Origin of the sequence: Bradyrhizobium sp. SZCCHNR3119 (assembly GCF_032487775.1) — a bacterium.
GTDB lineage: Bacteria > Pseudomonadota > Alphaproteobacteria > Rhizobiales > Xanthobacteraceae > Bradyrhizobium.
The window spans coordinates 5,686,526-5,709,289 of sequence record NZ_JAUEUV010000001.1 but is presented as its reverse complement, the minus strand read 5'-3'; the positions used below and the strand labels follow the sequence as shown (position 1 = coordinate 5,709,289).

The following is a 22,764-nucleotide window of genomic DNA, read 5'->3' as shown; positions in this document are numbered from 1 at the left end:
ATCGCCTACGGCTTCTTGCCGAATCGGTCCGAATACTGGGCCAGCACGAGAACGCCGCCGAGGCCCGCGGCCGACAGCAGCGCGTCGATCCGCACGGCTTGCCCCGACAGGCCGAGATCATCATGGGCAACGCCCGAGAGCCACCATGCGGCGGCGCCGGCGGCCAGGACGAACAGAAGCAGGGGAAGACTCTTGCGCATGCGCTTAACTATGCAGAGTTGCCGCATTTTCGCAACCCTTGACGCCGGGACGTCTTCATGCCTGCCGGGTGGCCCGTCCCGGCGGAATCGGTGCTCGAACCCAGTCGCCGCTCACAACCTCCCGCCGGCCAGTGCCGCTGCGCGCGGCCGGCCGATGTCGTCGAGCGCATGCGGCATCGGCGAGACCGGAAACAGCGCGTTGATCTGCCCGGTGCCGGAAGACGGAAAGAACGGCGTCACCACCTCGACGCCGCGGTCGTAGTGGTTCCAACCAAGCGCGCCGAGCAGCATCGCGGTATCGTGCATGAAGCCTTCGCCATGACCCTTGCTGGCATATTCCGGCAGCATGTCGCAGAAGTCGGGCCACTCGCCCTGCTCCCACATCTGGATCACCTCGTGGTCGAGCCGCTCCAGGAACGGGCTGAACATCTTGTCGCGATAGTCGTCCGCCGTGCCGTTCTGCGCGAAGCGATGGCTGAGCGAGCCGCTGGCGAAGAATGCCACCGTACCCTCGTAATGATCTTCGACAGCGCGGCGGAAGGCCCAGCCGAGCTTGGCGCTTTCCCAGAGATAATGCGAGGTGCACAACGCCGACACCGAGACCACCTTGAAGCGGCGGTCCGGGTTCATGTAGCGCATCGGCACCAGCGTGCCGTATTCGAGCGCGAGCGAGGTCGCGTCATGCGCCATGGTGACGACGCCATGCGCATTGGCCTCTTCGGAGAGAATCCGGCCCAGCTCCGGATTGCCGTCATACGCGTAGGTCATGTTGGCGATGAAGTGCGGCAATTCGTTCGAGGTGTAGAGGCCCTCGAAATGCGGCGCGCAGTTGATGTGATAGCCGGCATTCACCAGCCAATGCGTATCGAACACGACGATGGTGTCGACGCCGGCCTCGCGGCAGCGCCGCCCGATCTCGATATGGCCGTCGATCGCCGCCTGCCGCTTGCCCTTGCCGGGGCCGTCCAGCTCGCTGAGATACATCGAGGGCACGTGGGTGATCTTCGCAGCCAGTGCGAGCTTGCCCATCGGTCACATCCTCCCATTCCGTTCATTCGCCGCAGGAGGCGGCCTCCCCGGCCGCCCGCAGCGCGTTTGGAACAGGATAGCGCCCTTGCCCGGCTGTGCAAGACGGATCGGCGGCGGGACGAAGCGTCAGTGCGGCGTCCGCGGATGCCGGTGATGTCGGCGGCGCGGCGGCAGCTGGTCCTGGTAGATCCCGGGCCCGGGCTGTTGCCACTGGCGCGCATACGCCGCGCGCGGATTGACATCGCAATAATCCTCGGTGCCGGACGCGGTCATCTGGCATTGCTCATAGGTCTGGAACGCGCAATTGCCCGGATATCCCCATCTGCGCCCCTGCAGGCAATAGGGGTAGTCCTGCGCAGAAGCGGTCTGCGGCGCGAGCGCCAACAGCGCCAATCCGCCCGCCAGCATCCCGCGCACACACCACGTCGTCATGTTGGAATCTCCTCGGCCGAACGGCGATCTTGCCCGGAACACTTTAACGATCCGGAGCAACGAAACCAGGGTGCGATTCGCGCCATCGCGCTACGGATGTAACGGCCGCATCCGGATCGAACCAGATGCGGCAGGTTGAATAACATTGCTCAACATTGCTCACGCGGCCTTGATGGCGATCTTCTTGGCGGCCTGCTGCGCCTCGGCCTTCTTCGGCAAGATCACCTTCAGGACGCCCTGCTTGAAGCTGGCCTCGATCTTGTCGGTGTCGACGCTGTCGGGGACTTGGAACGAGCGCTCGAACGATCCGAAGTTGCGCTCGCGCAGGTAATAATCCTTCTTCTTCTCTTCCTTCTCCTCCTGCTTCTCGCCCTTGATCGACAGCACGCCGTTGACCACCTTCACCTCGACATTCTTTTCGTCGAGGCCGGGCAGTTCGGCGCTCACCTCATAGGCCTTCTCGTGCTCGGCGACGTCTACGGCCGGCGCGACCGCAAACGATCTTGCGCGCGCCAGGCTCGGCAGGGACTCGAACAGCGACGGACTGCGCCAGAAACCGGTGTTGAAATCCTCGAACACGCGGTCGATCTCGCGGCGCAGATTCTCGAACGGCCGCCAGCCCTGCACGGACGGAGCGGACGCTTTCTCGGTGTTGACAGGCAGCTTGGCAGGTTCAGCCATGATCCATTCTCCTGGTTTCAACGCGAGACTGAGCTTCTCGGCAGGGCACAGCGCAACCGGCCGGCAAACCGCTGTTCGCGTTTGACGGGAAAAATGTATCGATGACGCGGTCGTTCAAGATTGATCGCGATCAAACTCGACGTTGGTTCCCTACCCGACCATATGACGGACTGCGGCGCGGGTCAGAAACCGGAGCTTTTCATTGAGGGGGAAGCGGCCGAAATTGGTCTTCACGGTTCCGAGCGTAAAGGCGGTCTTCTTGGAATAATCGATCTTGACCGCCACGATCACCGGCTGGCCGGTGCTCGCGATCTCGTTGGCCTGCGCGATGGCACCTGCAATGGAGGCATTGTCGTTCATCGGTACGAAGGCGGCGCCGGTTGCGAGCGCCACGCCTTCGATGTTCAGCTTGCCGAGCTGCGTGCAGGGCTTGCGGCCATAGGGGATCTGCTGCGCCTGCGCGATCTGCGCGAGCTCACCGTCGTTGAAGACGTAGTAGACGATGCCGAGTCCGTTGCTCGCCGCGGTCAGGATCTCCATGCAGGTCATGGTGAAGGCGCCGTCGCCGACGATCGCCTGCACGCTGCGATCCGGAAACGCCAGCTTGGCGCCGATGGCCGCCGGCACCGCGTAACCCATGCAGTTGAAATCGGTCGGCAGGATCACGCTCTTCGGCGCGTGGATCGGCATCAGCTCGGCGGTGAGGAAGGTGTGATTGCCGTCGTCGATTGCGAGGATGCCGTTGTCCGGCATCTGCCGGCGCAGCTCGTCGAAGAACCGCACCGGATTGACGAGGCCGGCATTGTCGTGGCGATACCAGGTGGCGCGATAGGCGGCCTTGTCCTTGGCGATCTGCTCGCGCAAGGCGCCATCGCTCGCGCGCCGCCCGCCCTTCGTCTCCAGCACCGCGAGCAGCTCCCGCAGCACGGTTGCGGCATCGCCGACCAGGCCGACCTTGGCTGGGAAATTGGCGCCGATCGCGGCCGGATTGATGTCGATATGGATCAGATTGTCCGGAACCGTGACGCCGTAGCTGCCGGTTGCGATCTCGGCAAAGCGCGTGCCGATGCCGACGAGACAATCGCAATCCTTGAACGCGTTCTGCGCCGCAGGCACCGCCGAGCTGCCGAAGCCGAAGCCGACATGCAGCGGATGATTGCCGGGAAAGACAGACAGCCCTTGCAACGTGGTCGCGACCGGCGCCTGCAGCCATTCTGCAAGCTTGATCAGTTCGGCGGTCGCGTCGCGCGTTCCCCAGCCGGCAAAGATGCCGGGACGTTTGGCGGCTGCGAGGAGTTCGGCCGCCCGCGTGATGTCATTCGCCGCTTGCGGTGCCGGCCGCGAAACCGGCTTGAACTGTGGGAGCTCGGACACATCGTCCGTCAGCAACAAGATGTTGACCGGCAGCTCCACGAACACCGGGCCCGGCTCGCCGGAGGTCGCGACGCGGTAGGCCTCGAACAGGGTCGGCACCACATCCTCGTGCCGCGTCACATGGAAGGTCGCCTTGGTCAGGCCGGCCATGAATTTATGCGTATCCATCTGGTGCAGCTGGTAGCGATGACCGCTGTCGGTGCGCGGCCCTCCGGTAATCACCAGCATCGGCACGCCATCGAGGAACGCCTCGCCGATGCCGCTCGCCGCATGCGTCAGGCCGGCAGCCGGCACGACCGTCAGGACGCCGATGGAATCGGACAGCCGGCTCACCGCATCCGCCATGAAGGAGGCGCCGCCCTCGTGGGTTACCAGGACCTGCGTGATGCGGTTGGAGTTGTTGAGCGCGTCATACAGCTCGGTCGTATGCACGCCAGGGATGCCGAAGGTGAAACGCGCCCCGACCTGCTCCAACGCATAGGCCGTGAGCCAGGCTCCGGTTCTCTTCATGTCGTTTCCTCACCCGTTCAAGAATTCTGTTTTGCCATTGATCGAGGCCGCTGCCAGCCGCCCCGACAGGATACAGCCGCCGAGAAAGGTGCCCTCCAGCGCGCGCAAGCCGTGAACGCCGCCGCCGCCGAAGCCCGCGGCCTCGCCGACGGCGTAAAGGCCTGGCACCGGCTGACCGGCTGGGTCGAGCACCCTGCTCTGCAGATCGGTCTGAATACCGCCGAGGCTCTTGCGGCTGATGATGAATTCACGCACCGCGATCAGCGGCAAGGCCTTCCTGTCCGCGATCGGCTGGAATTTGCAGAGCCGGATGCGGTCGCCGCGGTAGCACCGCAGGCTCGCGATGCGGCGGAGCTGTTCGTCGTTCATCAGGCTGGCCCCACGCGCGATCGTCGCGTCATAGGCCTGAACGGCGTCGATGACCGCATCGCGCGACACCGCCTGGTCGCCCTGCAGCGCGTTCATCTTGTCCACCAGTTCAGGCAGGCTCGATGCGGTGACGAAGTCCGGGCACGTCCCGATCAGTTCATCGACGAGCCAGCGATTGCCGAACAGGATGTCGCGCAGGAAGCCGAGCCGGTTCTTCTCCCGGATCGAGGGATTGAATTCGGCGCCGGAGACGGCAAGCTCCTTCAGCGCGATGGTGCGGTTCATCAGCTGCCACGAATAAGGCCGCTCCTGGCGGCAGATGTCGGTGACCAGCCGCCGCGTGTCGAAACCCGAGACCAGCGGCTGCGGACCGATCCGCTGCCCTCGCCAGTTCAGCCAGAGTGCGGAGCGCGGCGGCACCAGCGAGAGCCCATGGCTCGGCTTGCGCGGGTGCGGATGATGCACGCCGGCGGCGTAGTTCCACATGCGGTCGAGGTGGGTGACGGTGCCGCCGGCCGCCACCGTGGCATCATGCAGCCTGCCATCGGCAAAGCGATGCGAACCGTTGAGCAAGACCTCAGGCGGCCTGCCCCAGTCACGATGCCAGTTCTGCCGGACGCGACCGAGATCGCCATTGATGCCGCCGGTGGCGACCACGACCTGTTCGGCACGGAGCTCGAAGGCAGAGCCGTCCTTTTCGCCGTGGCCTTCGGCACCGACGACAAGGCCGGCCTGAACGATCAGCCGTTCGACACGCCGGCTAAACCGCAAAGTCAGTCGGCCTGCATTGGCGTGATTGCGGAGCGCTCCGATCAGCGCGTCCGCAATGCCCTTCCCGGTGCCCCAGGCGATGTGAAAGCGCGGCACGGAATTGCCGGGTTGGAATTCGCCGCGCTCGACCCAGTTGACCACCGGTAGAAAACTGACGCCGAAGCGGCGCACCCAGCGATAGACGTCGGGCGTCGCCCGGTTCACATAGGCCTGCGCCCAGGCCAGCGGCCAGCGGTCGCCCGGATCGAATTCCGCAAAGCTCCGCCAGTCGCGCCACGCAAGCTCTGCACTGTCGCGGATGCCCTGCCGGCGTTGCTCGGGGGAATCGACGAAGAACATGCCGCCAAAGCTTTCGCGGGCGAGCCCTCCGAACGCGGGCTCCTCGTCACGATCGACGAGCAGAACCGAGCGGCCGTCGTCGAGTAGATCGAGGGCGGTGGCGATCCCTGCGATGCCGCCGCCGATGATCAGGATGTCGCTTCGCTCAGCGAGCATGGGCGCCGGTCGCTTTCCTGGCTAAAGATGAGTCGAACTCAACCCTGCCGGTTGGCGCAAATCAACCGGCTCCCGTCGGCCCGCCCGCAACGCGGAATTTACGGGCGCTGCGGGAATGGTAAACCGGACGTAAATAGCCCGTAGCAACGCAGGGAGAGAAAGACAGTGCAAAACCCCTGACTTTGGAACAGCTTACAGTGGTTTGGTGGAACACCGGCCCAGCGCAACCGCAGCTCTTGGCTGCGCGTCCGCGCCACAACGAAATTCGAAGTGAAAGCCGTTTAACACATTTTCCAGGCACAGCCGCCAAGGTAGCGGTCCGACCCCACTCACCACAGGTTCAATGACCGTGACATCCTTCGGACACGTGATCTCGGTGCGAGGCTCCCAGGCTCGTGTCGGCATCCTAGCGGCCGAGCAGCTGAGCGTTTCCGAGATCCGCGCCACAGTCGGACGTTTCATCAGCATCCGCGCTCCGAACGCCACCATCGTTGCCCTCATCACCGAGGTGTCCAGCGAAGCCGTGGCGAACGCGCGGACCTACATGGCGACCGCTTCGGTCGACCTCCTCGGCGAGATCTCAGGTCCTGCCGAACGCCCCAAATTCCAGCGCGGCGTGACCCACTATCCCACCATCGGCGATACCGTGGAGATGATCACGAGCCAGGAGCTGCGCACGATCTACGCCCCGACCGCCGGGGACCAGATCGATATCGGCGCCCTGCAGCAGGACCCGTCGGTGCGCGCTTACGTCAATGTCGAGGAGATGCTGTCCAAGCACTTCGCGGTGCTCGGCTCGACCGGCGTCGGTAAGTCGACCGGCGTTTCCCTGCTTCTGAACGAAATCCTGAAAGCGCGCCCCAACCTGCGCATCTTCCTGCTCGACGTGCATAACGAATATGGCCGCTGCTTCGGCGATCGTGCACTCGTGCTCAATCCGCGCAATCTGAAGCTGCCGTTCTGGCTGTTCAACTTCGAGGAAATCGTCGACGTCCTGTTCGGCGGTCGTCCCGGCGTGCCCGAAGAGCTGGACATTCTTGCCGAGGTCATCCCGCTCGCAAAGGGAGTCTACACCCAGTACCAGAACTCGGACCGGATCGGACTCAAGCGCATGGATCCCAAGACGGTGGGCTACACCGTCGACACGCCCGTTCCCTACCGACTGGTCGACCTCATCAACCTGATCGATGAGCGCATGGGCAAGCTCGAGAACCGCTCCTCGCGCATCATCTATCACAAACTGATCTCGCGCATCGAGACCGTGCGCAACGACCCGCGCTATGCCTTCATGTTCGACAATGCCAATGTCGGCGGCGACACCATGGCCGAAGTCATCAGCCACCTGTTCCGGCTGCCGGCGAACGGCCGGCCGATGACCGTGATGCAGCTCGCCGGCTTCCCGGCCGAGGTCGTGGACTCCGTCGTGTCGGTGCTATGCCGCATGGCATTCGACTTCGGCCTGTGGAGCGACGGCGTCTCGCCGCTGCTGTTCATCTGCGAAGAAGCGCACCGCTATGCCGCGGCCGATCGCTCGATCGGCTTCGGGCCCACCCGCAAGGCGGTGTCGCGCATCGCCAAGGAAGGCCGCAAATACGGCGTCTATCTCGGCCTCGTCACGCAGCGTCCCGCCGAGCTCGATGCCACCATCATCTCCCAGTGCAACACGCTGTTCACGATGCGGCTTGCCAACGAGCGCGACCAGTCGCTGTTGCGCTCGGCGGTCTCGGACGCAGCCGCGAACCTGCTGTCGTTCGTGCCCTCGCTCGGTACCCGCGAGGTGTTGGCCTTCGGCGAAGGCGTCGCACTGCCGACCCGGCTGCGCTTCAAGGAAGTGCCGCCGCACCAGATGCCGCGCAGTGAAGCGACCATCGCGACCGTTCCGTCGATCACCTCCGGCCACGACATGCACTTCGTCAGCGCCGTCCTCGAACGCTGGCGCGGCGCCACGTCGAGCCGCGACGTGCAGGGCGATTCCGTCAGTTCCGACCGAAGCGCCGCACTTTCGATGCCGCTGGACGCGCCGATGCTGCAGCCATCGATGGGGCTCGACCCGGATCGCTTCTCGCTGTTGAAGAAGCCGCTGCGCTGAACCACCCAGCGCGCCATCAGCCAGCGGCACAGCGATGTTGGCCGTCGACATCGGCGACCGGTTGAAGCGCTCGATCATGTTCAGGAAGGCACCGAGCTCGTCGCGAGCCGCTCGGCAACGGTCGAAGTCTTGAACTAGCCCGGCTTGCTGTGTGCTGCCGACGCACTATGGTTGACCGGTCAGAAGCCAAGCCGGACCCATTCGATGACACAGCCCGCCATCAGCCGCTTTCCCGTTCCTGCAATCGATGCCCTCCCGGAGGACATCCGCACGCGCCTGCTCGCCGTCCAGGAGAAATCGGGCTTTGTGCCGAACGTATTTCTCACCCTGGCTCACCGGCCGGACGAATTCCGTGCCTTCTTCGCCTATCACGACGCGCTGATGGACAAGGAGGGCGGGCTCACCAAAGCCGAGCGCGAGATGATCGTGGTCGCGACCTCGGCCGCCAACCAGTGCCAATATTGCGTGATCGCCCATGGCGCGATCCTGCGCATCCGCGCCAAGAACCCGCTGATCGCCGATCAGGTCGCGATCAACTATCGCAAGGCCGACATCACGCCACGCCAGAAGGCGATGCTGGATTTCGCGATGAAGGTCGCGCTTCAGGCACAGACAGTCACGGATGAGGACTTCACGACGCTGGCCGGCCACGGCTTCAGCGAAGGCGACATCTGGGACATCGCGGCGATTGCCGCCTTCTTCGCGCTGTCGAACCGCATGGCCAATGTCACGGCCATGCGTCCGAATGACGAATTCTATCTGATGGGGCGCCTCCCGAAACCGGCGTGAAGCGCCTCAATCGTCCGTTGCCGGACCGCACCAGCCCGGCAGGTAGATCGCTTCCTTGCTCTTGGCGTGCGACAGGGCCTGCTCCATCGCGGACGAAAAGTAGGTCTCCACCGTCTTGCGCGAGATCTTCCGGCGCAGGAAATCCGCCCACAGGAATTCGCTGAACGGCGTCGTGTCCTTGGCGAACCCGCCTGCCCGGCGAAGCTCGCCGGCGAGGCTGCGGAACGGATCGTCCTTCATATCGGAGACCGACTTCGGCAGATCCTTGAAATGACGGCGCTCGCCCTTTGCGTCATAGGGATAGGCCCAGCGCTTGTTGTCCATCACGCCCCAAAACGCGTCGCGATCGACCATGGTGAGATCGCCGATGATTGTCACCAGCACGTCCTTGACACCCTCGTCATGAAGCGCGCGCGCCAGATGATGATGGTCCACCACGTAATGGCGCTGATCGGGCCCCAGGACGACGGGGATCATGTGCCTACCGAGCAATTCGGCCTGCTTCTTCTTTTTGTGCTGTCGCCACCGCTCACGCTTCTCCTTCACCTCGCGCATCCCGACCGTCATCTGGGTCGGTCGCAGTGACAGGATAGGCACCGGGTGCAATGCCGGCTCGCGGGTGTTCGCCATGCTCAAATCTCCGGTATCCAAATATCGCGGCGGTTCTGCGATTCATGTAATTATGCCATGGTCATACGGGTGCTCAAGCGCCACACGCGCCGAGTCCCGGATCGAGTGGGCTTGCAAAGTGGGCTTGCAATTTGAAACAGCTTGCTGGCGAACATAACGACTGGATCACAAAGGGGCGCGTCGTGCGTATCGGTGGGCGCGAGGTCGTCACCGAGGGATTGAATCTCAATTTCTGGGACGACATCAGTCATCGCTGCATGACCGCATCGTGGTCGGCTTTCATCGCCGGGGCCGCGTTCGTGTTTCTCGCCTTTAACGCCATCTTCGCTGCGTTCTATTGGCTCGGCGATCAGCCGATCTCGAACGTCCCGGGGGCCGCCTATATCGATTATTTCTATTTCAGCATCGAGACGCTCTCGACCGCCGGCTACGGCGACATGCACCCGCAGACGCATTACGGCCACTTCATCGCGACGATCGAACTGTTCACCGGCATCTTCTCGATGTCGGTCATGACCGGGCTGATCTTCGCCCGCTTCTCGCGGCCGCAGGCGCGACTGCTGTTTGCCAACCGGCTCGTGATCTCCAATCATGAAGGCATGCCGACGCTGATGGTTCGCCTCGCCAATGAGCGACAGAACCTGATCGGCAATGCCAGTGCCCGGCTGTGGCTGTTCAAGAACGTCGTGACCGCCGAAGGCATGCCATTCAGACGCTTTTACGAACTGCCGCTGTTGCGCAATGAAAGTCCCGTACTGGCGCTGAGCTGGACGCTCTATCACGTCATCGATGACACGAGCCCATTGCACGGCATGGCCACGGCCGATCTCGAAGCCGGCAACGTGTCCCTGTCGGTCGTGGTGACGGGTTATGATGTTGTTGCGGCGCAAACCGTGCATGCGCGCAAGACCTACGACCATCCCGACATTTGCTTTGGCCGTCGTTATGCCGACATTCTGGACGCCACGAGCACAGACGGACGCATCCGGATCGATTACGGCCGGTTCCACGAAACCGTCGAAATCTGATGCTGGCGATTGCAGCCCAAGGTCGAATTGGCGCAAGCGCGCACGTCTGTCCTGCTAAACTTTCTTTGTGAGACGCGGCAGCTGCGTGTTAGAAGATCGGATCGGAGTCAAAGGCCATGAAGACCCAGCGCCCCGTTGCAGCCGAGGACGAGCACCGCGTAGTGCCCTTCCGGCCGCGTAGCGCGCCGACCCGGCGAGTGATGGACGGGGGCGGCCCACCGGTGCCGCTGCCCCGACGGGAGCCCATTCAACCAGATCCCCTTGATTTGTCGCACTACGAGCGGTCCCGCGAGGACGCCGATGATTATCGCCACAGAATTCTCGCCAACATCGCTGCCTTTGCCTTCACCGTCGCGCTGACAGCCATCGGCATATGGCTCGCGATGAGCATCGCGGACCTGCGCAAAACCCAGGATTGCGTTTTGACCGGACGGCGCGACTGCGCCCGCATTATCACGGAGCCCTACACGCCCTGATCGTGCCGTGATCGCGGGCGAAATCGCACCCCGCACTCGGTCCAAGCCGGCTGCAGCCGGCTTGCCTGCCTCCATTGAACTCGCGGCGGCGCTCCGATATACGGGCACTCGACTCCCGGGCGACGGGGACTCCAGGGCTCGTACCAGGACGCAGCCCTCCGCCGCATCACCCGTCGCGCCGCATCGGAATTGTCACCAATATATCAAAGGCTTAGTGATGTCCTCAACATTCGATCAGGTCGCCACGATCATCGCTGAAACCTGCGACATCCCGCGCGACACGATCACGCCGGATAGCCATGCCATCGACGATTTGGGGATCGACAGCCTCGATTTCTTGGACATCGCCTTTGCGATCGACAAGGCGTTCGGCATCAAACTGCCATTGGAAAAGTGGACTCAGGAAGTCAACGACGGCAAGGCCAGCACCGAACAGTATTTTGTGCTGAAAAACCTTTGCGCGCGTATCGACGAACTGGTCGCAGCTAAGGGCGCCTGATCGCCCGCCATGAGAATCGAATATTTCCAGCTCATTGACCGCATTCTCGACCTCAATCTGGACGAGAAAACCATCACGGTTGAAGCGCAGGTTCCGCTCACGAGCACGATCTTCGAGGGGCATTTCCCGGGCTATCCGATCATGCCGGGCGTGCTCCTGATCGAGTCGATGGCGCAGACCTCGGGCTGGCTGCTGCTGGCGCTGATGAAGTTCGAGCGCATGCCGTTCCTGGCCGCCGTCAAGGAGGCCAAGATGCGTGGCTTCGTCACGCCCGGCGAGGTGCTGACCGTGGAGGCGAACGTGCTGCACGAGGGCTCCGGCTACGCCATCACCGAAGCGCGGGTGAAGGTGGCCGGCAAGCTGCGGTCCAACGCGACCATCACCTTCAGCCACGTCCCCTTCCCCAACCCTGAGCTGCGCGGATACATGGACGATGTCGCCAAGCGCGTCGGGTTTCCGCAACAGGCCGAGTTATCATGACCGAGACGACATCTGTGACGCCGGAACCAGTCGAAGTCTGGATCACCGGCATTGGGCTTGCGACCTCGCTCGGCGAGGGCCTTGATGCGAACTGGGAGGCGCTCAACGCCGGCCGCATCAATGTCAACGAGACGGGTCTTGCACCCTATGTGGTGCACCCCTGGGCGCCGGTGAATCTGGAGACGCAGATCCCCAAGAAGGAACAGCGTCAGATGGAAGCCTGGCAGCGCATCGGCACCTATGCCGCCGGCCTTGCGCTCGACTCGGCTGGCCTCAAGGGCAACAAGGATATCCTGTCGCGCATGGACATGATCGTCGCTGCCGGTGGCGGCGAGCGCGACATTTCCGTCGACACCAATATCCTCAACGCGGAAGCCCAGGGCAATTGCACGCCAGGCTTCCTCAACGACCGGCTGATGAACGATCTGCGCCCGACCTTGTTCCTGGCGCAGCTCTCCAACCTGCTCGCAGGCAATATCGCCATCGTCCACGGCGTCTGCGGCACCTCGCGCACCTTCATGGGTGAAGAGGTGTCGGGCGTCGATGCCGCGCGTATCGCGCTGGCGCGAATCGCGGGCGGCCAGAGCGAGATCGCGCTGGTCGGCGGCTCGCATAATGGCGAGCGGAAGGATCTCCTGGTCCTCTACGAATTCGGCGATTACAATCTGAAGAACAAGTTCGTCCCGGTCTGGGCGCGTCAGGAACATCCGGGATTTGCGCTCGGCTCGGCCGGCGCCTTCCTGGTGATCGAATCGAAGGCGCATGCCCTGGCGCGCGGCGCCAAGCCCCTGGCCCGGCTCACCAGCGTCGTTGCCGATCACGCCAAGCGCAAGCAGCCGGGCGCGGTGACCGCGACGCTCGATAAGTTGTGGTCCTCCATCGGAGTTCATGACGGCAGTGGGGCCATCATCACCGGCGCGACCGGCGCCGAACCCGTGACGTCCGAGGAACGCGCCTTTCTCGATCGGCACAAGAATTTCGCGGTGCGATCGAGCGGCACGCGGTTCGGCCACACGATGGAGACGCAGTTCGCACTCGGACTTGCGCTCGCGGCGCTGTCGATCTCGCGCGGCGCGCTGTTTCCGCCCGGAGATTCCACCGGCGTGGAGATTGAAACCAAGGAAGCCCCGACCCAGATTGTGGTGGTTGGAGCTGGCCATTACCGCGGCGAAGGCATGGCCTTGGTCGAAGCGGTCAAGTGAACGCGGCGTTGCCGACCCACACACGCGACGGGGGACATCATGACTGCTGCACGTGACAAGTTTGGACGCCCCATCGTCGTGGTCACCGGCATGGGCGTCGTGACCTCGCTCGGCGCCGGCAAGACCGACAATTGGGCCAAGCTCGTCGCCGGCGAATCCGGCATCCGCACTATCACGCGGTTTCCGATCGACGGCCTGAAGACGACCATGGCCGGCACGGTGGACTTCGTACCCGTCACGCCGTTCACGTCCACCGGACTTGCCGAACGGCTTGCGCATCTTGCCGTCGAGGAAGCCATCGAGCAGTCCGGGGTCGGCCGCAAAGGCGATTTCCCCGGCCCCCTGTTCCTGGCGGTGGCGCCGGTCGAGATCGAGTGGCCGCAGCGCCTCGAACTTGCCCACGCCGTCGGCGGTACCGAGTTCAACTATGACGACCTGCTCAGGGTCTGCGGCGGCGGCAAGTTCCTGCCCTATCACCATCGCTTCTTATTCGGCTCCGTGGCCGACTCTCTCAGCGAGACCTTCGGCACCAAGGGCTCGCCGATCTCGCTGTCGACCGCCTGTGCCTCCGGCGCCACCGCGATCCAGCTCGGCGTCGAGGCGATCCGTCGCGGCGAGACCGATATCGCCCTGTGCGCGGCGACCGAGGGCTCGGTCAACCCCGAGGGTCTCGTGCGCTTCTCGCTGCTGTCGGCGCTGTCGACCCAGAATGAACCGCCGCAGGCCTCGTCAAAGCCGTTCTCGAAGAATCGCGACGGCTTCGTGATGGCCGAAGGCGCCGGCGCGCTGATCCTGGAAAGCTATGACGCTGCGGTCGCTCGCGGCGCCACCATTCTGGGCGTGATCGCCGGCTGCGGCGAGCTCACCGACTCCTTCCATCGCACCCGCTCCTCGCCCGACGGCAAGCCGATCATCGGCTGCATCCGCAAGGCGCTGGCCGATGCCGGCATGGCGCCGGAGCAGATCGACCACATCAACGCTCACGGCACCGCGACGCCCGAAAACGACAAGATGGAATATGTCGGCGTCTCCGCCGTGTTCGGCGAGCACACCAGCAAGATTCCGGTGTCCTCGAACAAGTCGATGGTCGGTCACACGATCTCGGCTGCAGGTGCGGTCGAAGCGATCTACTCGCTGCTCACGCTCGAACATCAGCGGATCCCGCCGACGATCAATTACGATATCCCGGACCCCGCGATCCTGTTCGATGTGGTCGGCAACAAGGCCCGTGACGCACGCGTCACCACCGTGATGTCGAACTCGTTCGGCTTCGGTGGCCAGAATGCTTCACTGATCCTGACGCGCGAACCGGCGTGATCGGCATTCATCTGTCGCGATGAACGCCCTGCTCGTTCGGACCAAGGCCCGATTCCGCGAGGCCTCGAAGTCGCTGGGCGCATCGGCCGTTGGTGCGCTCACCGTCGGCCTGTTGCGCGCGACGCGCTATTTCGATCCGATCAAGACAGCCGACCTGTTCGCCCGCGTTGCGCAACTGATCGGCCCGCGGCTGCGCGAGCACAGGATCGGTCGCGCCAATCTCGTTGCGGCCTTCCCTGAGAAATCGCCGCAGGAGATCGATGCAATTCTCGCCGGCGTCTGGGACAATCTCGGCCGGGTCGGCGCCGAGTTCGCTCATCTCGACAAGATCTGGGACTACGAGGAAGCGCATCCGGAGAAGAGCCGGATCTGGCTGTCGCCGCGGACCTACGAGTTGTTTCATCAGCTCAGGCTCGACGGCAAACCGGCGCTGATCTTCGCAAGCCACCTCGCCAATTGGGAGATGCCGGCGCTGGCCGCGGTCGCCCATGGGCTGGATGCGGCGATCCTTTATCGCAAGCCCAATATCGCCTCGGCCGACCGCATCATCCAGGAGATGCGGCAGGTGAAGATGGGCACCCTGATCCCGGCCGGCCGCGACGCACCGCTGCGGCTGGCGGAGGCTCTGCAGCGCGGCCAGCACGTCGCCATGCTGGTCGATCAGTATCTGGCGAGCGGCGTTGAGGTGACGTTTTTCGGCCGCAAGACGCGCGCCAATCCGACGCTGGCACGGCTGCTCCGCCAGGTCGAATGCCCGGTACATGGCGTGCGCATCATCCGCCAGCCGAACCACCGCTTCGTCGCGGAGCTGACCGAAGAGATACAGCCCGTCCGTGACGCCAAGGGTCAGATTGACATCCAGGGCACCATGCAGGCCGTCACCTCGGTCATCGAGGGTTGGATCCGCGAATATCCCGAACAATGGCTCTGGCTGCACCGCCGCTGGCGGTAGGCCCGACGGAAAATTCCTCCACAAGGAAGATATTCCGCAGCAGGCCATGCTCCGTAAGCGCCATCTTGCGGAAGAAATCAGTTACACCTTCCGTCAACCCTCGCTACCGTAGAGCCGCCCCGCTCGACCCCGCGCTCGCGGGCGAAGTGGCAGATCAGGCGAATCGCACCCCGCACGCGTTCGGGAAACACAGGGAGGACAAGCAGGAATGTTTTCGCACGTCATGATCGGGACCAACGACCTCGACAAGGCCAAGGCGTTCTACGACACGCTGCTCGGCACGCTCGGCGTGAGGCCCGCAAAGGTCGATGGCCACCGCATCTTCTATTTCACGCCGACCGGCGTCTTCTCGATATCGAAGCCGATCAATGGCGAGCCTGCGACCGCCGCCAATGGCGGCACGATCGGCTTTGCGTGCAATTCTGCAGACCAGGTTGAGGCTTGGCATGCCTCCGGCGTCGCCGCCGGCGGCACCTCATGCGAGGAGCCGCCCGGCGTCCGCGAAGGCGCCGCGGGCAAGCTCTATCTGGCCTATTTGCGCGATCTCGACGGCAACAAGCTCTGCGCGCTGCATCGGATGGGGTGATCGGGCTTAGTTAGTCTCGCCTACCGTCACGATCAACTAGGCGACCATTTCTCGTCATTCCGGGGCGATGCGCAGCATCGAACCCGGAATCTCGAGATTCCGGGTCTGGTGCTTGCGCGCCATCCCGGAATGACGGCGGTAATCACCGCCCGGTCTTCACCCGGGTCCAAAGCCGGTTGATGGTGCGCTGGGTGGACGGATCGCGGGCCGTGATGACGAACAGTTTCGCCAGCGTGGCCTCGTCCGGATAGATGTTCTTGTCGGAGAAAATCTTCGGATCGATCAGCTTCTGGCTTGCCAGGTTGCCGTTGGCGTAGGACAGGAAGTCGGAATTCCTGGCCGCGACGTCCGGACGATAGAGATAGTTGATCAGTTCGTAGGCTTCCGCGACGTGCTGCGCATCGGCCGGGATCGCGAGATTGTCGAAGAACATCTGCGCCCCTTCCTTCGGGATCGTGTAACCGATCTCGACGCCGTTCTTGGCCTCGTCGGCGCGGCTCTTCGCCTGCATGATATCGCCGGACCAGCCGACCACGAGGCAGATCTCGCCGGTCGCCAGCGCGCTCAGATATTCCGACGAATGAAACTTGCGCACATAGGGCGCGACCTTGCCGACCGCCTCGGCCGCCTTCTCCAGGTCCGCCTGTTTGGTCGAGTTCGGATCAAGGCCCAGATAGTTCAGCGCGGCCGGAAAAATATCGTCGGCGGAATCCAGCATCTGGACCCCGCATTCCTTGAATTTCGCGAGGTTCTCGGGCTTGAAGACGATGTCCCAGCTGTCGATCCTGGCGCCCGGTCCGAGGATCTTCTCGACCGCCTTGACGTTGTAGCCGATTCCTGTCGTGCCCCACATGTAGTTGGCGGCGAATTGATTGCCGGGATCGTAGGTGGCCAGATGCGCCGTCACGAACGGCCAGGCATTGGCCAGATTGGGCAGCTTCGATTTGTCGAGCGGCTGAAAGATCCTCGCCTTGATCTGACGCTGCAGGAAATACGCGGTCGGAACCACCACGTCATAACCGGATTTGCCGGCCAGCAGCCGCGTCTCCAGCGTCTCATTGGCATCGAACGTGTCGTACACCACCTTGATGCCGGTCTCCTTGGTGAAGTCGTCAAGGACTCCCGGCGCCATGTAGTTCGACCAGTTGTAGAAATTCACGACGCGGTCCGCGCCGAACACCGGCGGCAGGGACAGCAGCAACGCGGCGGCAACGAGGAAATGGAAAGCGCTCTGCTTGCGGCCGCGCGCCATCTTGGTCACCCCCTAGCGTCGGTGGATCGCGTCGGACAGACGCTCGAGTGCGGTGTCGAGGGTTGCATCCTTCTTGGCGAAGCAGAAGCGCACCACCGAGGTCACCGGATCGCGCTCGTAGAAGGCCGAGACCGGGATCGCCGCGACTTTGTAATCCCTCACGATCCGCCAGCAGAACGCCTCGTCGGTCTCGTTGAGACCGAGCGGTGACAGATCGACGGTGAGGAAATAGGTGCCCTGTGCCTTCAGGACCGGAAAGCCGAGGCTCTCCAATCCGGCAGTCAGCCGGTCACGGCTCCGCGCCAGTTCGGCACGCATGTCCAGAAAATAGTCGTCGGACTTGCCGAGCCCATAAGCCACCGCGACCTGCAGATTGGGCGCGGTGGTGAAGGTCAGGAACTGATGCACCTTGGCGGCAACGCGCAACAGCGGCGGCGCGGCGCAGACGAAGCCCACCTTCCATCCGGTCAGCGAGAAGATCTTGCCGGCGGAGCCGACCTTGATGGTGCGCTCGCGCATGCCAGGAATCGTGATCAGCGGGATGTGCTCGCGACCGTCGAAGATCACGTGCTCCCAGACCTCGTCGCAGATCGCCACCGCATCGAACTCCTGGCAGTACCGCGCCAGCAGCTCCAGATCCTCGCGCGGATAGACGACCGCGGCGGGGTTGAGCGGATTGTTGAACAGCACCGCCTTGGTCTTCGGCGTGAAGGCGGCGCGCAGCATCTCCTCGGACAGTCGCCAATGCGGCGGCTCCAGCCGCACGAGCCGCGGAATGCCGCCGGCCTGGCGGATGATCGGCAGGTAGGAGTCGTAGACCGGCTGGAAGCAGATCACCTCGTCGCCCGGCTCGACCACGGCCAGGATGGCCGATGTCAGCGCCTCGGTACCGCCCGAGGTGACCATAACTTCGCTCATCGGGTCGAGATCGAGCTTGTGCCAGCGCGCATAGTGCGCCGCGATCGCCTGGCGCAACTCCGGCAGCCCCATCATCGAGGGATACTGGTTATAGCCGTTCAAGACCGCATCGGCCGCCGCGCGACGGATATCCTCCGGTCCCGGATCGTCCGGAAAGCCCTGCCCGAGATTGATCGCGTTGTTGTCGCGTGCAGCCTGCGACATCGCCTCGAAAATGGTGACGGGAAGGTCCGCGAAGACCTTGTTCATCGAAGTCATGAGGCCGCTTAGCCGCCGGTCTTGGTCGGCAGGCCGGCGGCCTTCCAGCCGAGCATCCCGCCTGCCAGATGCTTGTCGTAAGGCAAGCCGGCCGACTGCGCCGCGAGCGAGGCCGTCACCGAGCGCTTGCCGGAGCGGCAGGCGAAGACGACGTCTTTTCCGGCCGGATCGGGAATGGCTTTCGGATCGAACGCCGAAAGCGAGACGACGATTCCATCCGGATAGGCTTCCGCAGCAACTTCGTTCGGCTCGCGGACGTCGACCAGAAGATAACGGCCTTCCGTGATCCCCTTCGCCACCTCCTGCGGCGTCAAATCATGCACCACTGCCACGCCTATCCTCCAACCCTGCCCGGGGCCGTGCTGGCCCCTGTTTGCAAACTCACTCCAGACGATTTGAAAATCAAGCGTCACGGCCGCAGAGCTGCCACAGGGCCACCAAGGCCCGGCGCGGCCGATCCGCCGCCTAGATGGTCACCTGGGTGCCGACCTCGACCACACGTCCGCTCGGGATCTGGAAATAATCGGTGGCGTCGTTGGCCGTGCGGCTCAACGCGATGAAGAGGTGATCCTGCCAGCGCGGCATTCCGGAATGCGCGGCCGGCTTGAGTGCCCGGCGCGACAGGAAGAACGACGTCGACATGATGTCGAATTGCCAGCCCAGCTTGCGGGCGATCGCGAGCGCCCGCGGCACGTTCGGCGATTCCATGAAGCCGAAGCGCAGCGTCACTTTCGAAAAGGTCGGGCTGATCTGCTCGAGCCGTACACGCTCGGAAGGATCGAGGCGCGGCGTCTGTGCGGTCTCGATCGTCAGGATCACATTCTTCTCGTGCAGCACCTTGTAGTGCTTGAGGCTGTGCATCAGCGCGGTGGGCGCGCTCAAGGGATCGCTGGTCAGGAAGACGGCCGTGCCCGCCACGCGCTGCGGCGGCCGCTTCTCGAGCATGGCGACCAGATCGGCGAGCGGGAATTCCAGCTTGCGCGATTTCTCGAACAGCAGCCGACTGCCGCGCCGCCACGTATACATCAAGGTCATGACGAAGCCGCCCAGCGCGAGCGGCACCCAGCCGCCCTCGAGCACCTTGAGCAGATTGGCCGCGAGGAAAGTCAGGTCGAGGAACAGGAACGGGGCGATCAGCGCCGCGGCCGCGATCGGCGACCACTTCCAAACCTTCCACACCACGACGAAGCCCATCATCGCGGTCACCACCATCGTGCCGGTGACAGAGATGCCGTACGCGGACGCGAGCGCGCTGGACGATTTGAACATCAGGACCAGCAGCACGACCGAAGCCAGCAGCAGCCTGGTAATCCGCGGAATATAGATCTGGCCGGAATGGGCTTCCGAGGTGTGGCGGATTTCGAAGCGAGGCAGCAAGCCGAGCTGAATGGCCTGGCGCGTCAGCGAATAGGCCCCCGTGATCACGGCCTGGCTCGCGATCACGGTCGCAACCGTGGCCAGCGCGACCATCGGGATCAGGGCCCAATCCGGAAACATCAGGAAAAACGGGTTCTCGATCGCCTTGGCGTCAGCGATGACGAGCGCGCCCTGCCCCAGATAGTTCAGCGCCAGCGACGGCAGCACGACGAAGAGCCAGGCCGTCTGGATCGGCTTTTTGCCGAAATGGCCAAGATCGGCATAAAGGGCTTCCGCGCCGGTCACCGCCAGGAAGACCGCACCGAGCGTGATAAATCCGATGATTCCGTGATGGAGCATGAACGTCACGGCGAAATACGGATTGATGGCCCATAACACCTCCGGCTGGCGCAAGATCGGCGGGATGGCGGCAATTCCGATCACCAGAAACCAGACCAGCATGATCGGCCCGAAGAAGGCCGCGACCTTTGCCGTGCCGCGCGCCTGCACCGCGAACAGAAGCACCAGAATCAGCAGCGTAACCGGCACGACGTAAGGGTCGAACGCCGCCGTGACCAGTTTGATGCCTTCGACCGCCGACAACACCGACAGGGCCGGCGTGATCACCGCGTCGCCATAGAACAAGGCGCCACTGATGATACCGAGCAGAACGATGACGCCGGCGCCCTTGCTGACGCCCCGTTGCGCAAGCGCCATCAAGGCGAGCGTGCCGCCCTCGCCGTTGTTATCCGCGCGCAACAGGATGACCACGTATTTCAGGGTCACCACGACAATGAGCGCCCACAGGATCAGCGACATCACGCCAAGCACCGCGTGGGGCGCCGCCTCTCCGCCACTGCTGGCGGCCATCACCGCCTCGCGCAGCGCGTAGAGAGGGCTGGTGCCGATATCGCCATAGACCACGCCAATGCTGCCGAGCGTAAGCGCGGCATAGCTGGCGGTGGAATGGGCATTGCCATGCCCACTGGACGCCGGCGTTTCAGCGGGCGTGACTGCGACATTACTGGTCATGGGAACTGGGGCCTCAAAAATGCTTCACGGCACCATGTGCAATGCGACGCGGCTTATAGCCCTGCGCCTGTTGCATAGCCTAGCCCTATTTTGGGCCCGCACCATGCAAAAACGCATAAAACCGCGATCTACGGTACCGATTTCCCGGCGTCGCACGCGAGTTGGGCATCATACCAGCTTACGGGCCTGAGCGCGAAGGGACCCCACCAGGGGACCTTTGCCATTAGCTAGGTGCCCTCATTACGGCTTCAAGTCCGGAGGCAGCGGCGGATCCTCACGCATCAAGGTGATGGTGACGCGACGATTGGCGGCCAGCGACGGATCGTCCGGAAACAAAGGCTGGGTGTCAGCCTTGCCGGACACCGCAAAGATATGGCTGGCTGGAAGCCCTTCCCGCTCCAGGATCTGGCGGACTGCGTTGGCGCGATCGGCGGACAAGTCGAACGCGCCGTAATCGCCGCGCGACGCCACGAATCCTGCCGAGGTGTGGCCGGTGATCTGCACGCGCAGCGGCGTGGCCTTCAGCGGAGCTGCGAGCTTCTCGACGAGGCGGCGGGTGCGCTCGTAGGGAACTTTCGAGCCGTCGGCGAACATCGACCGGCCGTCCTGGTCGACGATTTCCAGGTTGAGCCCCTGCTTGGTCTCCTCGAACATGATGTGCTTGGAGATCTCCGTCATCTCCGGCATGTCCTGCAGCGCCTGGCGCAAGGATGCCGCGGCCAGCGCGAACTGGCGATCGGTCTTGAGCTTCGCACCATTGGTGAAGCTGCGCTCTTCCTGTTCGGGGCTCGGTTCGCGCGAGGTTTCCTCCGGCGAGATATGCGCGGCATTCTTCAGGCGCGGCCGTGTGGGCAGGCCATCCGATTCCACGATCCCGGAGTACCGCGACTCGGTCTGCACGCCGAAGGCATCGCGCATGGAGCCAGCGACGACCTTCAGCTTGGCATTATCCATCGTGGAGAACGCAACCAGCATCACGAAGAAGCTGACCAGCAGTCCCATCAAGTCGGCGAAGGTCACGAACCAACCGTGACCGCCGCCATGCGCATCGCCGCGCTTTTTCTTGGCCATCCCTCAAGCCCCCGGATTGCCGCTGCGCGCCGTCAGGCGGGCACCGGCTCGCCTTCCGCATGGCGATGCTTCTCCGGCAGGTAAGCCAGCAGCATTTCGCGGACCAGGGCTGGGCTCTTGGAATCCCGGATCATCAGGATGCCGTCGATGATCAGGGTGCGGTTGGTCTCCTCGTCGAGCAGCTTGCCGTGCAGCTTGTCGGCGATCGGCAGGCAGAACAGGTTCGCCACCAGCGCGCCGTAGAGGGTGGCGAGCAGCGCGGTGGCCATGAACGGACCGAGCTTGGACGGGTCGGTCATGTTGGCAAACATCTGCACCATCCCGATCAGGGTGCCGACCATGCCGAAGGCCGGGGCACAGTCGCCGATGGCGCGATAGATCTTGCTGCCCTCGTCCAGGTGCATCAGGAAGTTGTCGCGGTCGCGCTCGAGATTGTCGCGGATGAATTCGAGGTCGTAACCGTCGGCGACGTAGCGGATGCCCTTGGCCAGGAACGGCTCGTCGGTCTCCACTTTTTCCAAACCGACCGGCCCCTGCTTGCGGGCGATCTCGGCGATACGGGCCAGTTCGTCGACCAGGTCGCGCGCCGACAGCCGGCTCATGGTGAAGGCGAACCTGATGCCGAGCGGCACGCCATGCAGGATCGCATTGAGCGGAAAGCGGATCATGGTGGCCGAGAACGAACCGCCGAAGATAATGATGGCGGCGTGTTCGGAGACGAACATCTCAAGATTCCCGCCGAGGAGCATCATTGTCGCGATGACAACGATGCCCGCCACGAGCCCTGCGCCCGTCATAATATCCATGAGCTTACTCCACCCGCGTACGCGAACCACCGGCCATGCTGGACGGACGCGGTCGTGCGGAACCGCGTGGGGGAAACCCTACGGATGCGCCATTAAGGACGAGTTACCGATTTTAGTAGGCATAACAGCCGGTAAATGAAGAGCGGCCCGCCAGCGCGGGCT

At 63.6% G+C, this 22,764-nt stretch carries 23 protein-coding genes; 10 read left to right on the top strand and 13 right to left on the bottom strand.

The features are described from left to right. Positions 1 to 5: 5 nt before the first annotated feature. The 6 genes from QX034_RS26330 to QX034_RS26305 all read right to left on the bottom strand — a co-directional run bounded on the left by QX034_RS26330 (position 6) and on the right by QX034_RS26305 (position 5,861). Positions 6 to 200: a hypothetical protein gene (locus QX034_RS26330; protein ID WP_315705254.1), complete on the bottom strand. Its 195-nt coding sequence runs from the start codon at positions 198 to 200 to the stop codon at positions 6 to 8. A 111-nt stretch (positions 201 to 311) separates the two neighbouring features. After that, positions 312 to 1,229, bottom strand: coding sequence for a 3,4-dihydroxyphenylacetate 2,3-dioxygenase (gene hpaD / locus QX034_RS26325; protein ID WP_315705253.1), 918 nt, complete (start codon positions 1,227 to 1,229; stop codon positions 312 to 314). Between the two features lie 126 nt (positions 1,230 to 1,355). Continuing rightward, positions 1,356 to 1,661 carry a DUF3551 domain-containing protein gene (locus QX034_RS26320; protein ID WP_315705252.1) on the bottom strand — a complete coding sequence of 102 codons (306 nt, stop codon included), beginning with the start codon at positions 1,659 to 1,661 and terminating at the stop codon, positions 1,356 to 1,358. Between the two features lie 159 nt (positions 1,662 to 1,820). Beyond that, positions 1,821 to 2,342, bottom strand: a complete 522-nt coding sequence (locus QX034_RS26315; protein WP_315705251.1) for an Hsp20/alpha crystallin family protein — start codon at positions 2,340 to 2,342, stop codon at positions 1,821 to 1,823. A gap of 150 nt (positions 2,343 to 2,492) precedes the next feature. Further along, positions 2,493 to 4,226, bottom strand: coding sequence for a thiamine pyrophosphate-binding protein (locus QX034_RS26310; protein WP_316196010.1), 1,734 nt, complete (start codon positions 4,224 to 4,226; stop codon positions 2,493 to 2,495). A gap of 9 nt (positions 4,227 to 4,235) precedes the next feature. Beyond that, positions 4,236 to 5,861: an FAD-binding dehydrogenase gene (locus QX034_RS26305; RefSeq protein ID WP_316196008.1), complete on the bottom strand. Its 1,626-nt coding sequence runs from the start codon at positions 5,859 to 5,861 to the stop codon at positions 4,236 to 4,238. A gap of 343 nt (positions 5,862 to 6,204) precedes the next feature. Between QX034_RS26305 and QX034_RS26300 the strand changes: the two genes are divergently transcribed. Both QX034_RS26300 and QX034_RS26295 read left to right on the top strand, forming a co-directional pair. Further along, complete coding sequence (locus QX034_RS26300; protein WP_315741313.1) at positions 6,205 to 7,950, top strand: ATP-binding protein; 1,746 nt, start codon at positions 6,205 to 6,207, stop codon at positions 7,948 to 7,950. A 204-nt stretch (positions 7,951 to 8,154) separates the two neighbouring features. Next, positions 8,155 to 8,739 carry a peroxidase-related enzyme gene (locus QX034_RS26295; protein ID WP_315741314.1) on the top strand — a complete coding sequence of 195 codons (585 nt, stop codon included), beginning with the start codon at positions 8,155 to 8,157 and terminating at the stop codon, positions 8,737 to 8,739. Between the two features lie 6 nt (positions 8,740 to 8,745). Here the strand turns inward: QX034_RS26295 and QX034_RS26290 are convergent, their stop codons facing one another. Beyond that, positions 8,746 to 9,369 carry a ParB-like protein gene (locus QX034_RS26290; protein ID WP_315705246.1) on the bottom strand — a complete coding sequence of 208 codons (624 nt, stop codon included), beginning with the start codon at positions 9,367 to 9,369 and terminating at the stop codon, positions 8,746 to 8,748. A 182-nt stretch (positions 9,370 to 9,551) separates the two neighbouring features. Here QX034_RS26290 and QX034_RS26285 point away from each other — a divergent pair, with 182 nt between their 5' ends. The 8 genes from QX034_RS26285 (at position 9,552) to QX034_RS26250 (ending at position 15,909) form a co-directional block, all read left to right on the top strand. Then, the gene (locus QX034_RS26285; protein ID WP_315705245.1) at positions 9,552 to 10,397 is read left to right on the top strand and encodes an ion channel; all 846 of its coding nucleotides are present in this window, start codon (positions 9,552 to 9,554) and stop codon (positions 10,395 to 10,397) included. 116 nt (positions 10,398 to 10,513) lie between these two features. Continuing rightward, complete coding sequence (locus QX034_RS26280) at positions 10,514 to 10,873, top strand: hypothetical protein (RefSeq protein WP_316196006.1); 360 nt, start codon at positions 10,514 to 10,516, stop codon at positions 10,871 to 10,873. Between the two features lie 217 nt (positions 10,874 to 11,090). After that, positions 11,091 to 11,372 (top strand): acyl carrier protein, encoded by a 282-nt coding sequence (locus QX034_RS26275; RefSeq protein WP_006609130.1) that lies wholly within the window; start codon positions 11,091 to 11,093, stop codon positions 11,370 to 11,372. A gap of 9 nt (positions 11,373 to 11,381) precedes the next feature. Continuing rightward, positions 11,382 to 11,852: a 3-hydroxyacyl-ACP dehydratase FabZ family protein gene (locus QX034_RS26270; RefSeq protein WP_315705243.1), complete on the top strand. Its 471-nt coding sequence runs from the start codon at positions 11,382 to 11,384 to the stop codon at positions 11,850 to 11,852. Next, complete coding sequence (locus QX034_RS26265) at positions 11,849 to 13,054, top strand: beta-ketoacyl-ACP synthase (protein WP_315705242.1); 1,206 nt, start codon at positions 11,849 to 11,851, stop codon at positions 13,052 to 13,054. The genes QX034_RS26270 and QX034_RS26265 overlap by 4 nt, the downstream gene beginning before the upstream one ends. Positions 13,055 to 13,093: 39 nt before the next feature. Beyond that, positions 13,094 to 14,371, top strand: coding sequence for a beta-ketoacyl-ACP synthase (locus QX034_RS26260; protein WP_315705241.1), 1,278 nt, complete (start codon positions 13,094 to 13,096; stop codon positions 14,369 to 14,371). A 19-nt stretch (positions 14,372 to 14,390) separates the two neighbouring features. Further along, a complete protein-coding gene (locus QX034_RS26255; RefSeq protein ID WP_315705240.1) occupies positions 14,391 to 15,323 on the top strand; it encodes a lipid A biosynthesis lauroyl acyltransferase in 933 nt (310 codons plus the stop codon). Between the two features lie 208 nt (positions 15,324 to 15,531). Beyond that, the gene (locus QX034_RS26250; RefSeq protein ID WP_315705239.1) at positions 15,532 to 15,909 is read left to right on the top strand and encodes a VOC family protein; all 378 of its coding nucleotides are present in this window, start codon (positions 15,532 to 15,534) and stop codon (positions 15,907 to 15,909) included. 142 nt (positions 15,910 to 16,051) lie between these two features. Here QX034_RS26250 and QX034_RS26245 read toward each other — a convergent pair whose 3' ends face one another. The 6 genes from QX034_RS26245 to QX034_RS26220 all read right to left on the bottom strand — a co-directional run bounded on the left by QX034_RS26245 (position 16,052) and on the right by QX034_RS26220 (position 22,602). Continuing rightward, positions 16,052 to 17,161, bottom strand: a complete 1,110-nt coding sequence (locus tag QX034_RS26245; RefSeq protein ID WP_315705476.1) for a polyamine ABC transporter substrate-binding protein — start codon at positions 17,159 to 17,161, stop codon at positions 16,052 to 16,054. Between the two features lie 12 nt (positions 17,162 to 17,173). Beyond that, complete coding sequence (locus tag QX034_RS26240; RefSeq protein ID WP_315705238.1) at positions 17,174 to 18,337, bottom strand: aminotransferase; 1,164 nt, start codon at positions 18,335 to 18,337, stop codon at positions 17,174 to 17,176. Between the two features lie 8 nt (positions 18,338 to 18,345). Then, positions 18,346 to 18,669 carry a rhodanese-like domain-containing protein gene (locus tag QX034_RS26235; protein ID WP_315768109.1) on the bottom strand — a complete coding sequence of 108 codons (324 nt, stop codon included), beginning with the start codon at positions 18,667 to 18,669 and terminating at the stop codon, positions 18,346 to 18,348. A 133-nt stretch (positions 18,670 to 18,802) separates the two neighbouring features. Next, positions 18,803 to 20,725 carry a potassium transporter Kup gene (locus QX034_RS26230; RefSeq protein WP_315705236.1) on the bottom strand — a complete coding sequence of 641 codons (1,923 nt, stop codon included), beginning with the start codon at positions 20,723 to 20,725 and terminating at the stop codon, positions 18,803 to 18,805. A 240-nt stretch (positions 20,726 to 20,965) separates the two neighbouring features. Further along, the gene (locus QX034_RS26225) at positions 20,966 to 21,796 is read right to left on the bottom strand and encodes a flagellar motor protein MotB (protein WP_315705235.1); all 831 of its coding nucleotides are present in this window, start codon (positions 21,794 to 21,796) and stop codon (positions 20,966 to 20,968) included. Between the two features lie 32 nt (positions 21,797 to 21,828). Beyond that, positions 21,829 to 22,602 (bottom strand): motility protein A, encoded by a 774-nt coding sequence (locus tag QX034_RS26220; RefSeq protein WP_315705234.1) that lies wholly within the window; start codon positions 22,600 to 22,602, stop codon positions 21,829 to 21,831. Between the last annotated feature and the right edge of the window lie 162 nt (positions 22,603 to 22,764).